General features: G+C 67.5%; 11 protein-coding genes and 1 pseudogene. All 12 read left to right on the top strand.

Annotation, left to right across the window (positions count from 1 at the left end):
* Positions 1-193: 193 nt before the first annotated feature.
* The 12 genes and pseudogenes from infC to F6B43_RS05100 all read left to right on the top strand — a co-directional run bounded on the left by infC (position 194) and on the right by F6B43_RS05100 (position 12178).
* Positions 194-865 carry a translation initiation factor IF-3 gene (gene infC, locus F6B43_RS05155; RefSeq protein WP_150447777.1) on the top strand — a complete coding sequence of 224 codons (672 nt, stop codon included), beginning with the start codon at positions 194-196 and terminating at the stop codon, positions 863-865.
* A gap of 75 nt (positions 866-940) precedes the next feature.
* Positions 941-1135 carry a 50S ribosomal protein L35 gene (gene rpmI, locus F6B43_RS05150; protein WP_091491544.1) on the top strand — a complete coding sequence of 65 codons (195 nt, stop codon included), beginning with the start codon at positions 941-943 and terminating at the stop codon, positions 1133-1135.
* A 31-nt stretch (positions 1136-1166) separates the two neighbouring features.
* Positions 1167-1550 (top strand): 50S ribosomal protein L20, encoded by a 384-nt coding sequence (gene rplT, locus F6B43_RS05145; RefSeq protein WP_150447776.1) that lies wholly within the window; start codon positions 1167-1169, stop codon positions 1548-1550.
* An 84-nt stretch (positions 1551-1634) separates the two neighbouring features.
* Positions 1635-2444: a TrmH family RNA methyltransferase gene (locus F6B43_RS05140; protein ID WP_150447775.1), complete on the top strand. Its 810-nt coding sequence runs from the start codon at positions 1635-1637 to the stop codon at positions 2442-2444.
* 109 nt (positions 2445-2553) lie between these two features.
* Positions 2554-3309 carry an amino acid ABC transporter ATP-binding protein gene (locus F6B43_RS05135; RefSeq protein WP_150447774.1) on the top strand — a complete coding sequence of 252 codons (756 nt, stop codon included), beginning with the start codon at positions 2554-2556 and terminating at the stop codon, positions 3307-3309.
* 104 nt (positions 3310-3413) lie between these two features.
* Positions 3414-4304 (top strand): glutamate ABC transporter substrate-binding protein, encoded by an 891-nt coding sequence (locus F6B43_RS05130; RefSeq protein WP_150447773.1) that lies wholly within the window; start codon positions 3414-3416, stop codon positions 4302-4304.
* 69 nt (positions 4305-4373) lie between these two features.
* Positions 4374-5020: pseudogene (locus F6B43_RS05125) on the top strand (amino acid ABC transporter permease).
* Positions 5017-5919: an amino acid ABC transporter permease gene (locus tag F6B43_RS05120; RefSeq protein ID WP_150447772.1), complete on the top strand. Its 903-nt coding sequence runs from the start codon at positions 5017-5019 to the stop codon at positions 5917-5919. The pseudogene F6B43_RS05125 and the gene F6B43_RS05120 overlap by 4 nt, the downstream one beginning before the upstream one ends.
* A 59-nt stretch (positions 5920-5978) precedes the next feature.
* On the top strand, positions 5979-7049 hold the full coding sequence (pheS, locus tag F6B43_RS05115) for a phenylalanine--tRNA ligase subunit alpha (RefSeq protein WP_246159806.1): 1071 nt from the start codon (positions 5979-5981) through the stop codon (positions 7047-7049).
* Positions 7049-9556, top strand: coding sequence for a phenylalanine--tRNA ligase subunit beta (pheT, locus tag F6B43_RS05110; RefSeq protein ID WP_150447771.1), 2508 nt, complete (start codon positions 7049-7051; stop codon positions 9554-9556). Before pheS ends, pheT begins: the two co-directional genes overlap by 1 nt.
* A 161-nt stretch (positions 9557-9717) precedes the next feature.
* Positions 9718-10689 carry an NAD-dependent epimerase/dehydratase family protein gene (locus tag F6B43_RS05105; protein WP_150447770.1) on the top strand — a complete coding sequence of 324 codons (972 nt, stop codon included), beginning with the start codon at positions 9718-9720 and terminating at the stop codon, positions 10687-10689.
* Positions 10690-10939: 250 nt separating this feature from the next.
* The gene (locus F6B43_RS05100; protein ID WP_150447769.1) at positions 10940-12178 is read left to right on the top strand and encodes a serine hydrolase domain-containing protein; all 1239 of its coding nucleotides are present in this window, start codon (positions 10940-10942) and stop codon (positions 12176-12178) included.
* Positions 12179-12197 lie beyond the last annotated feature (19 nt).

Raw genomic sequence — 12197 nt, 5'->3', positions numbered from 1 at the left:
GGGCTTCGAAGCGTTCTGCTTCGAAGTAAAAGAGGATCACATCCCACCCGCGCTTGCCGTTCCAGGCTACCGGGTCACCGCACTCCGTTCCCACGCTACGCGTGCGGAGCAGTCTGGGTGCAGAAAGCCGGCGCTCGCGTCGTGCCGGGTGGTGTGTTGTTCCTCTTCCACCCGCGACGCACCCCGTGTCGTGGTGGCCGTCACCCGCACGAAGGAGTTCCGCATCAGCGATCCCCGCACCAATGACCGCATCCGCGTCCCCGAGGTCCGCCTCGTCGGCCCCGCTGGTGAACAGGTCGGCGTCGTCCGCATCGAGGTGGCACTGCGCCTTGCGCAAGAAGCCGACCTCGATCTCGTCGAGGTGGCTCCGAACTCGAAGCCGCCGGTGGTCAAGATCATGGACTACGGGAAGTTCAAGTACGAAGCCGCCCAGAAGGCAAAGGAAGCACGTCGTAACCAGGCGAACACGATCCTCAAAGAGGTGCGGTTCCGCTTGAAGATCGAGGCGCACGACTACACGACCAAGCTCAAGCGCGCCGAGGGCTTCCTGCAGTCAGGCGACAAGGTCAAGGCGATGATCCTGTTCCGTGGGCGTGAGCAGTCGCGTCCTGAGCAGGGTGTGCGTCTTCTTCGTAAGTTCGCCGAAGACGTCGCCGAGTTCGGCACCGTCGAGTCGAACCCCACGATCGACGGACGCAACATGGTCATGGTGATCGCCCCGCACAAGAACAAGTCCGAGGTGAAGACCGAGCAGAACGCCCAGCGCGCGGCGAACAAAGAGGCGAGCCGTCAGGCCGCACACGCCGGACCGGCGGCCGACGGCGCTCCTCGCGCCGCCCAGCCCGCCACGGCAGACGCCGAGTAGGCCCACCCACATACTCCCCGCACTGCGGGAAGCACATCCACGCCCCGCAGGGCGCACATCGCAAAGGAACAAGAGATGCCGAAGCAGAAGACCCACTCGGGTGCCAAGAAGCGCTTCAAGATCACCGGCAGCGGCAAGCTCATGAAGCAGCAGGCCGGCATGCGCCACAACCTGGAGGGCAAGGCGAGCAAGCGCACGCGCCGCCTCAACCAGGACCAGGTGCTGTCCAAGGCTGACACCAAGCAGGCCAAGAAGCTTCTCGGCCGCTGAGCGCGCCGAATCACGTTAGGAAACATGAGAAATGGCTAGAGTCAAGCGGGCGGTAAACGCCCACAAGAAGCGTCGCGTCATCCTGGAGCGCGCCTCGGGTTACCGCGGTCAGCGTTCGCGCCTGTACCGCAAGGCCAAGGAGCAGGTCACCCACTCCCTCGTCTACGCGTACCGCGACCGTCGCAAGCGCAAGGGCGATTTCCGCCGTCTGTGGATTCAGCGCATCAACGCGGCGAGCCGCCAGAACGGCCTCACCTACAACCGCTTCATCCAGGGCCTCGGCCTCGCGGGTGTGCAGGTCGACCGTCGGATGCTCGCCGAGTTGGCGGTGCACGAGCCGGCGACGTTCGCGTCGCTCGTCGCCACGGCCAAGGCGGCTCTGCCCGCCGACGTGAACGCAGCGAAGACCGCGTAGTACCGGCATCCGTTCGAAGGGGCGTCCACCTGCCGGTGGGCGCCCTTTCGCATTCGCGCTCAGCGGTCCCACTACACTGAGACCGTGCTCGAGAACCCGCGTTCGCCGCGCGTGCGCGCCGTCGCGAAACTCACCAAGCGCAGTGCGCGCGAAGAGACCGGTCTCTTCCTTCTGGAGGGCCCTCAGGCCGCGCGGGAAGTTCTCGCCCACCGCGCCGACACGCTCGTCGAGCTGTTCGCCACCCCCAGCGGATTGGAACGCCACCCCGACATCCGCGACCTCGCCCGCACGGCCGACGTCGAGGTGGTCTTCACCACCGAGGCGGTGCTCGATGCGATGGCCGACACCGTCACCCCGCAGGGGATCGTCGCTGTTGCGCGACAGAGCCCGACCTCGGTCCGCGACGTCTTCGCCGGGGCGCCCCGGCTGGTCGCGATCTGCGAAGAGGTGCGGGATCCCGGCAACCTGGGGACCATCATCCGCGCCGCGGACGCTGCGGGCGCCGACGCGGTGGTGCTCACCGGGCGCACGGTCGATCCGTACAACCCCAAGGTCGTTCGCGCCACGACGGGCTCGCTGTTCCACCTGCCGGTGGCCGTGGGCGTCGAATTGGCGACCGTCATCGAACTCGCCCGAGGGGCGCACCTGCGGGTGATCGCGGCGGATGTCGGCGGCAGCGACTTCCTTGAGGCGCGGCCTCTGCTCGCCGAGCCCACGGCGTGGCTATTCGGGAACGAGGCGCGGGGTCTGGACGAGGATTCGCTCGCCCTGGCCGACATCGCCCTGCGCCTTCCGATCTATGGCAGTGCCGAGTCCCTGAACCTCGCGACAGCGGCCAGCGTGTGCCTCTACGAGAGCGCGTTCGCCCAGCGCGAGGCCGCTCCGCGCGCGTAACCACGTCTTCGGAGTCGATCGCCGAGGCGGCGCATCGGGCTTGATACCGTCTGGTCGAGGTGGTTGTCCACCCCTTGGCGTTCTCATGGCATTTTCATAGGGTGGCCGGATGTCAGTCACAGCGACCGCCGATCCCCTCGTTGTCGTCGAGAACGTCCAGAAGCACTACGGCGAATTCCAGGCGCTCACCGACGTCGATCTCACGGTGCACAAGGGTGAAGTCGTCGTGGTGATCGGGCCCTCCGGCTCCGGCAAGTCGACGCTCTGCCGCACGATCAATCGTCTCGAGACCATCACCAGCGGAACGATCACGATCGACGGCGAGGAGCTCCCGAAGGAGGGCAAGGGGCTCGCCGCCCTGCGCGCCGATGTCGGCATGGTCTTCCAGTCGTTCAACCTGTTCGCGCACCTCACGATCCTCGAGAACGTCACGCTCGGACCCATCAAGGTCCGCAAGATGAAGAAGGCCGATGCCGAGCGCGAGGCGAAGGTGCTTCTGGACCGCGTCGGTGTCGGGCAGCAGGCATCCAAGCTTCCCGCGCAGCTCTCGGGCGGTCAGCAGCAGCGCGTGGCGATCGCGAGGTCGCTGGCGATGAACCCGAAGGTGATGCTGTTCGACGAACCGACCAGCGCGCTGGACCCCGAGATGATCAACGAGGTGCTCGACGTGATGATCGGTCTCGCTGCGGACGGGATGACCATGATCGTGGTCACCCACGAGATGGGCTTCGCGCGCAAGGCAGCCGACCGAGTCGTGTTCATGGCCGACGGCCGCATCCTCGAAGACCAGAAGCCCGACGATTTCTTCACCCACCCGCAGACCGACCGAGCGAAGGACTTCCTCTCGAAACTGATCACGCACTGACGGCACGACCCGCCTTCACGACTCCGAGCGACCCGAACGTCGGACACGAAACGCACAGACAGATCAATACGCACGGACACATGCGAAACACAAGGAGCACTCACATGCGAAAGACACGAATCCTCGTCGGAACAGCCTTCGCCGCTGCGGCAGCCCTGGCCCTCTCGGGTTGCAACAGCGGCACTCCCGGTGCCGAGACCGGTGCATCCGCGGGCGACGCCCCGATGTTCGAGGTCGCTTCCGGGGTCACGATCGCAGACAGCCCCACCTTCGATCGGATCACGGCCGATGGGAAGGTGATCGTCGGTGTCAAAGAGGATCAGCCGGGTCTCGGCTACCTCGACGCCGCCACGGGTGAGCGCAGCGGATTCGACATCGATATCGCGCGCTGGATCGCTGCGTCCCTCGGCTATGACGAGAACAAGATCGAGTACAAGTCGATCCCGTCGGCCAACCGCGAACAGGCGATCGTGAACGGCGACATCGATTACTACGTCGGGACGTACTCGATCACCGACAAGCGCAAGGAGCTCATCGACTTCGCCGGCCCGTACTTCATCTCGGGACAGGGGCTGCTCGTCGCCGCCTCCGACGACACGATCACCGGCATCGACACGCTTGCGGACAAGACCGTCTGCTCTGCGACCGGCTCCACGTCCATCCAGCGGATCAAGGATGAGCACCCCGAGGCAAAGACCACGGAGTTCGACACGTATTCGCAGTGCGTCGAGCAGCTCAAGACCGGGCAGGTCGACGCCGTCACAACCGACCAGGCGATCCTGATCGGGTATGCCGCGCAGGACCCCTCCGAGCTCAAGGTCGTCGGCGACACCTTCAGCGAGGAGCGCTACAGCGTCGGCATCCAGAAGGGCGACACGGCATTCGTCGACTTCGTGAACACGATGCTGACCGATGGCGGCACCACGTGGACGGCGATCTTCGACAAGAACCTGGGCGCCTCGGGCATCGAGGTCTCTCAGCCGCAGGTCGACTGACCCGTTGTCGGGGGTGACGGCGCGCCGCCGTCACCCCCGACGCTCTTCCGATCCGCGAAAGGACGGCATGTGAACGTCATCTTCGACTACCCCGACCTCTGGCTCGAGGCGATCAGGGGCACGCTCATCCTGTTCTTCGCGGGCGGCGCGATCGCCCTGGTCCTCGGCCTGGTGATCGGCGCTATGCGCGTCTCGCCGATCCCGATCGCCCGTACGGTGGGCACGGTCTACGTGAACACGATCCGCAACACGCCCCTACGCTGATCTTCTTCTTCTTCGCGTTCGGGATCCCGCTGCTGGTCGACTTCCGCGTCGACTTCCTCGTGCTGGCGATCTGGGCGCTCGGCATCTACACGGCTACATACGTCGCCGAGACGATCCGCTCGGGGATCAATACGGTGCCGGTGGGCCAGGCCGAGGCGGCGCGGGCACTCGGGCTCACGTTCGGCCAGGTGATGGGCTCCGTCGTGCTGCCGCAGGCGGCACGGTCGGTCATCCCGCCGATGATGAGCGTCTTCATCGCGCTGCTGAAGAACACCACGGTCGCGGCGGGCTTCTCGGTCGTGAACCTCGGCAACATCCGCGCCGACATGAGCGAGAAAGGCGAGAATCAGCTCGTCGTGCTCCTCTGGGTGATGGTCGTCTTCATCGCGCTCGTCCTGCTCCTGAGCTGGCTGCAACGTGCGCTCGAGAATCGCTGGAGGGTCGCTCGATGACTTCCGTGCTCTACGACGTCCCCGGGCCGCGCGCCGTCGCTCGCAACCGGGTCCTGGGTGTCGTCACCGTGCTCGCGGTTCTGGCGGTGCTCGGGTTCGTCGTGTGGCGTTTCGCGGTCACGGGCCAGTTCTCGGCCGAGAAGTGGTCGGCGTTCACTTATTCGCTGGTATGGCAGAACTTCGCTCTGGCCACGCTTCGGACGCTGGCGGCCTTCGCCGGCGCGGCGGTCGGTGCGATCATCCTCGGGTTCGTCCTGGCGATCGGACGCATGTCGGAGCACGCGTGGGTGCGCATTCCGGTCACCGCGATCATCGAGGTGTTCCGCGCGGTGCCCGTGCTGGTGCTGATGCTGCTGCTCTACTACGGACTCCCGGTCGTCGGCATCCGTATGGGCACGTACGCTGCCGTGGTCATCTCGCTGATCGTCTACAACGGATCGGTGCTGGCCGAAGTGATCCGCGCGGGCGTCGAGTCACTCCCGCGAGGTCAGCGCGAGGCGGGGTTCGCCATCGGGCTGCGCAAAGCCGGGGTCATGCGTCTCGTGCTGCTCCCGCAGGCGATCCGGGCGATGCTGCCGGTGATCATCGCGCAACTGGTGGTCACGCTGAAAGACACCGCACTCGGGTTCATCATCACCTACCCTGAGCTGCTCAAGTACGCGAAGGACCTCGGTTCGTCGGCGACGCTCGACTCGCCGCTCATCCAGTCGGCCATCGTCGCGGGCGCGATCTACATCGGCCTCTGCCTGCTGCTGTCGCTGCTGGCGCGCACCGTCGAGAAGAGGCTGCACCGCTCTCCCGCCGCATCGAGCGATCCGAGGAAGAAGGACGGCCCCAACACCGAACTCCTCGTCGCACAGCGCGGTCTGGGCCCGTTCGATCAGGGCAACGCCCCGTAGCCGAGGTTCGAGTCGATCGCGGCGGGGCGCGGCATCCCGCGTCGGTAGACTCGTCTCTCGTGTCTGACAGTCCCCAAGAGAACGAGAATCCGGTCACGCCCCCCGTGATCGACGCAGCAGCAGTGGATGCTGCGGTTCAGGCCGCGCTGGCTGCGATCGAGGCTGCGACAGACTCCGGTGCCCTCAAGGCGGCACGGGCTGCTCATGCGGGGGAGGGTTCGCCCCTGGCCGCCTTGAACGCGTCGCTGCGGGCTGTCGCACCGGAGCACAAGGCGGAGTTCGGCAAGCTCGTCGGCCAGGCCCGCGGACGCGTCGGACAGGCGCTCGCCGCTCGCGAGACCGCGATCGTCGAAGCGGAGACGGCAGCCAAGCTCGATGCGGAGCGCGTGGACATCACGGCGCTGGCTTCCCGTGCACGCGCCGGGTCGCGGCATCCGCTGACCCTTCTCCAGGAGCAGATCGGCGACGTCTTCGTCGGCATGGGATGGGAGGTCGCCGAGGGGCCGGAGCTCGAGCACGAGTGGTTCAACTTCGACGCACTGAACTTCGACGTCGACCACCCCGCGCGTCAGATGCAGGACACGTTCTTCGTCGATCCGGTCCACCGGCACCTCGTCATGCGCACGCACACCTCGCCCGTGCAGGTGCGGTCGATGCTCGAGCGCGACATCCCGATCTACGTCATCTGCCCTGGCCGGGTGTACCGGACCGACGAGTTCGACGCGACGCACCTGCCGGTGTTCTCGCAGGTCGAGGGCCTCGTGATCGACAAGGGCATCACGATGGCCAACCTCAAGGGCACACTCGATCATTTCGCACGCGTGCTGTTCGGGCCGCAGGCCAAGACCCGGTTCCGCGCCAACTACTTCCCCTTCACCGAGCCGTCGGCAGAACTCGACCTCTGGCACCCGACCTTCAAGGGTGGCGCGCGATGGATCGAGTGGGGCGGCTGCGGCATGATCAACCCGAACGTCCTTCGCGCGGCGGGGATCGACCCCGAGGTGTATTCCGGGTTCGCCTTCGGCATGGGCATCGAGCGCACGCTCATGTTCCGCAGCGACGTGCAGGACATGCGCGACATGGCCGAAGGCGATGTCCGATTCAGCGAGCAGTTCGGGATGGTGGTGTGATGCGCGTTCCGCTGTCGTGGTTGCGAGAGTTCGTCGATGTGCCGGCGGATGCTGCTCCCGAAGACGTGCTCGCCGACCTCGTGCGCGTCGGTTTCGAAGAAGAAGAGGTCCACCGCTTCGACCTGCAGGGGCCGATCGTGGTCGGCGAGGTGCTGTCCTTCGAGCCCGAGCCCCAGTCGAACGGCAAGACGATCCGCTGGTGCCAGGTCGACGTCGGGCCCGAGCATGGCGGTGTTCGCGGCATCGTGTGCGGAGCGGACAACTTCTTCGCCGGCGACAAGGTCGTGGTCACGCTTCCGGGCGCCGTGCTCCCCGGACCCTTCCCGATCGCCGCTCGCAAGACCTACGGTCATGTGTCCGACGGGATGATCGCCTCGGCGAAGGAGCTCGGGCTCGGTGACGAGCACAACGGCATCCTGCGTCTGGTCGAACTCGATCTCGATGCCCCGGTCGGAACCGACGCGATCGCACTGCTGGGCCTGGACGACGTCGCCGTGGACATCAACGTGACACCCGATCGCGGCTACGCCCTGTCGATCCGCGGTGTGGCACGCGAGTACTCGCACGCGACGGGCGCGCCCTTCCGCGACCCCGCGGCGCACACGGGGGGCGATGTGCAGGCGGGCAGTGGTTTTCCCGTCGCCGTCGTCGACGAGCATCCGATCCGTGGCCGTGTCGGCGCATCCGAGTTCGTCGCGCGCATCGTCCGCGGCGTCGATCCGACCAAGCCCACCCCCGCATGGATGGTCGCGCGCCTCACGCTCGCGGGCATCCGTTCCCTGGGCGTTCTGATCGACATCACGAACTACGTCATGATCGAGCTCGGCCAGCCGATCCACGGGTACGACCTCGACAGGCTCCAGGGCGGTATCACGGTGCGCCGGGCGGGTGCGGGCGAGACGCTCGAGACGCTCGACGGCAGAGTGCGCACGCTCGATCCCGAAGACCTCCTCATCACGGACGAGTCCGGACCCATCGGCCTCGCTGGCGTCATGGGCGGCGGCACGACCGAGATGACGGATGCCACGCGCAACGTCCTCATCGAGGCGGCGACCTTCGACGCTGTGTCGATCGCGCGCACGGCGCGGCGGCACAAGCTGCCGTCCGAGGCATCCCGGCGCTTCGAGCGCGGCGTGGACCCGGCGATCCCTTTCGTTGCTGCCGCGCGAGTGGCCGAGCTCATGGTGGCGTACGCGGGGGGCACCGACACGCGGGCGGGGGGCGCGCTCGGTAGCTCCTTCTCCGGTCCGCAGATCGAGCTGCCCCGCGGCTTCGTGCCGGATCTGATCGGGGTGGAATACACCTCCGCCGAGATCCTCTCTGCGCTCGAGATGGTGGGGTGCGAAGTCCGCGACCTCGACGAAGAGCGGTGGTCGGTCACCCCTCCGTCCTGGCGGCCCGATCTGACCGACAAGTGGACGCTCGCGGAAGAGGTCGCCCGCATCGGCGGGTACGACCGCATCCCGTCGATCCTTCCCACGCCGCCGTCCGGCCGCGGCCTCACGGTCGCGCAGCACGCACGTCGCCGCGTCGCGAACGCGCTCGCCGCGGCGGGCTATGTCGAGACGCCGTCGTTCCCCTTCACGACGGAGGCGGACAACGACCTCCACGGTTCGGCGTCGGGCGGGCGAACCCCCAGCATCAAACTCGCGAACCCTCTCGACGGAGAGGCGCCGTTCCTCCGCCGCTCACTGGTACCCGGGCTGCTCGAGGTGGCTCACCGCAACCTCTCGCGCGGGTTCACCGACCTCGCGCTGTTCGAGACGGGCGTCGTCTTCGTGCCGGAGGCCGGAGTCGTGTACGGTACCGACGTCGTCCCGCCCCTGGCGGTGCGGCCGGATGCGGCGACCCTCGCCGCGCTCGACGCGTCGATCCCGCCGCAGGAGCGCCATGTCGCGGTGCTGCTGACCGGCAACCTCGCGCCCAAGCAGCCGGGTCGGGCGGCCGAACCGGTCGAGCTCGGAGATGCGCTCGACGCCGTGCGCACGATCGCCCGTGCGGCCGGAGTGACGATCGAGATCGCCCAGGCACAGCGCGCCGCCCTGCATCCGGGGCGCGCGGGAGTGCTGAGCGTGGACGGGCGCGAGGTCGGCTACCTGGGCGAACTGCTGCCCGCCGTCGCCGACGCCGCCGAGCTGCCCGGGCGCGTGATCGTGGCCGAGCTCGACCTCGACCTCGTGATCTCGCTCGCTGCCCCCAAGCCCGTCGCGGCATCGTTGTCGGCCTACCCCGCTGCGACGCAGGATCTGTCGTTGGTCGTCGGAGCGGACGTCACCGCCGCCGACGTTCAGGCGGCGGTCACCGACGGCGCCGGTGACCTGCTGGAGTCGCTTCGGCTGGTCGACGACTACCGCGGCGCCGGTGTGCCCGAGGGGGCGAAGAGCCTTACGTTCGCGCTCCGATTCCGTGCGCCGGACCGTACGCTGACGGCTGCCGAGGCAACGGCTGCCAAGCTCGCGGGCGTGGACGTCGCCGCCGAGCGCTACGGGGCCACGCTCCGCGAGTAGCGACGTCGCAGATGCGGGCCCCACGGGCCGTGCTCGTCACAGCGCCCGGACTCTTCGCGGTTCGAGCGCGCGTCAGGTCCGGCGGCCATCGGTTGATACCGATGGTTCGCCGAGAGAGGAACGCGCCGACGGGGATCCCGCTGATCTGATGTGATGTGGGGATGACGAACGTTCTCGTCTTCGGTGGCACCGGATGGTTGAGCGGGCGTATCGCTCGTCGTTGGGTGAATGCCGGAGCATCCGTCACCTGCCTCGCGCGCGGTACACGGCCCGCTCCCGACGGCGCCGAACTCGTGGTCGCCGATCGCTCGGCCGCCGATGCCTACCACAGCGTCCGTGCCCATGACTGGGACGAGGTCATCGATATCTCGTCGATTCCCGAGCACGTCGCACGAGCCGTCGACGCGATCGGGCCGCGAGCCCGTCATTGGACCTACGTGTCGTCGCTGTCGGTCTACGCGTCCAACGATCAGCCCGGCGCCGATGAGAGCGCTGTGCGCAGCGAGGTCGCCCGCCCCGGCGAGGAGTACGACTACAGCCGGGCGAAGGCGGCGGCGGAGGCATCCGTCTCTGCTCTCGCCGCCTTCGCGATCGTCCGGCCGGGACTCATCGTCGGGCCCGGCGATCCGACCGACCGGTTCGGATACTGGGTGGGACGCTTCGCGCTCGCGGGGGAGGAGCCGGTGCTGACCCCGGATCCGGCGGACCGCGCGGCACAGGTGATCGACGTGGACGATCTGGCAGATTTCATCGTTCATCTCGGTGCCGACGGCCGGCGGGGTGTGGCGAATGCGATCGGCGACACCGTGCCCCTCCGCGAGATCCTCCGGCTCGCGCGCGAGGAGGCCGGTCACACCGGTCCCCTCGTCGAAGCCGACGACGCGTGGCTCTCCGCTCACGACGTGACGTACTGGGCGGGCCCGCGCTCCCTGCCGCTCTGGCTGCCCGCAGACATGCCCGGTTTCGCCACCCGGTCCAACGGCGCCTATCGAGCGATGGGTGGGCGGATCCGCGACATCCGTCAGACGCTTCGCCGTACTCTCGTCGACGAGCGCGTCCGGGGCCTGGATCGGGCTCGGACGTCGGGGCTGACCCGGGCGGAGGAGCTCGCTCTCATAGGCGAGCTCGGCTGATCCTCGGCGACGCTTCGATGGGAGTCTCGGGGGTCCTCCCTCACGGCCAGTGGGTCCTCCTGGCACGAGGGCGCCAATCGGTGTAGTAGTATATTAGGTGTCTTGCTCCTTTGCACCCTAGGGATACCTTGCTCTACATCTGCACCCACCGGCCGCGGTCCGCGCGGCCTTCTCGCGCGACCGACCACGGCAGTGTGCAGCGCCCGTGACCCTACTGACAGCACGACCACCGGCCCGTAGAGTCAGCACCGTGAGCTCGTCGCTCCGAAGCATTCTGATCGTCTCTCTCGTCGTGCCGATCGCTCTCGTGCTCGGCGGCTGCACCGCGCCCGATCCGACTCCGGCGCCCACCGCCTCTGAGGCGACGCCCAGCGCTTCCGATTGTCCTGACGGCACGTCGCCGCGGGGCCGCTTCTGCTTCTCGTCGGATCCGATCGGCGGTCAGCTCGCTGCAGAGGTCGAGGTCGTCTTCGCCTCGGACAAGCTGGGTGCGGTCATCGCCGGGGTCTGGAAAGACGGTGAGCCGGTGATGGTCGGTGCGCTCGGCGACTCGATGGCAGGTGTGCCTGCGACGATCGACATGCACCACCTGTACGGAAACTGGTCGACGCCGATGCTCACGACGGTGCTCCTCCAGCAGGTCGACGCCGGCAAGCTGTCGCTGCAGGATCCCCTTTCGACCTGGTACCCGGACATACCGGGCTCCGACAAGGTGACGATCGCGATGCTCGCCCGCTCCACCTCGGGCTACCCGCACTATCCCGTGATGGATGCGTTTCTCGACGCATTCCATGCGGATGTGTTCCGGGCGTGGCCGATCGATGAGGTCATTTCGTACGGTGTGGCGAACGGGCCGTTGTTCACGCCCGGAACCAGCTGGCTCTTCTCCGACACGAACTTCCTCCTGCTGCAGGGTGTGCTCGAGAAGGCGACCGGTACCAGCGTGGCAGAACTCATGCGCACCGGCATCTGGGATCCGCTCGGGATGAAGGGCGTCACGCCGCCCACGACAGCGGCCAAGACCGAGCCCGTGCTGCACGGCTACAGCGCGGAGCGCGGCGTGTGGGAAGACAGCACCTACTGGTCGCCGAGCTGGACCGAGTACGCCGGCGGGGTCGCCGGCAACCAGGAGGCGTTGCAGCTGTTCGTAGACGCCTTCGCGTCCGGTTCGCTCGTGTCAGCCAAGAGCCACCAAGAGCAGCTCGCGCCGGTGAACGTCGGCCTGGGGCCCAATGTCCCGAGCAAGTACTACGCCATGGGCGTCGCGGTGATCAACGGCTGGATCTTCAGCAACCCCGGGCTTGTCGGCTATCACGGCGCCGTGGGTACCCTCGCCGACAAGGGCTGGGCGATCGTGATCTACACCGCCACAGGCCAGAACGGCAACCCGGATACCGCTTCGGCGACGACCATCTTCGAAAGACTGAGCACGATCCTCGTGCCCGAGCAGCCGATGACGGTCGATTCGCCGGTGCCCTCGGACCCGTGATGTACGGCGCGGCGCCGCT

The sequence above is a fragment of the Microbacterium rhizomatis genome (assembly GCF_008710745.1).
GTDB lineage: Bacteria > Actinomycetota > Actinomycetes > Actinomycetales > Microbacteriaceae > Microbacterium > Microbacterium rhizomatis.
The sequence above is the reverse complement of the archived record's forward strand: the minus strand, read 5'-3'. Positions and strand labels throughout refer to the sequence as shown.

What these genes read in the sequence shown, in the direction of transcription:
- rpmI (WP_091491544.1), top strand. Translation starts at nt 941, where the DNA reads ATGCCGAAGCAGAAGACCCACTCGGGTGCCAAGAAGCGCTTCAAGATC.
- rplT (WP_150447776.1), top strand. Translation starts at nt 1,167, where the DNA reads ATGGCTAGAGTCAAGCGGGCGGTAAACGCCCACAAGAAGCGTCGCGTC.
- pheT (WP_150447771.1), top strand. Translation starts at nt 7,049, where the DNA reads ATGCGCGTTCCGCTGTCGTGGTTGCGAGAGTTCGTCGATGTGCCGGCG.
- F6B43_RS05135 (WP_150447774.1), top strand. Translation starts at nt 2,554, where the DNA reads ATGTCAGTCACAGCGACCGCCGATCCCCTCGTTGTCGTCGAGAACGTC.
- F6B43_RS05130 (WP_150447773.1), top strand. Translation starts at nt 3,414, where the DNA reads ATGCGAAAGACACGAATCCTCGTCGGAACAGCCTTCGCCGCTGCGGCA.
- F6B43_RS05120 (WP_150447772.1), top strand. Translation starts at nt 5,017, where the DNA reads ATGACTTCCGTGCTCTACGACGTCCCCGGGCCGCGCGCCGTCGCTCGC.
- F6B43_RS05105 (WP_150447770.1), top strand. Translation starts at nt 9,718, where the DNA reads ATGACGAACGTTCTCGTCTTCGGTGGCACCGGATGGTTGAGCGGGCGT.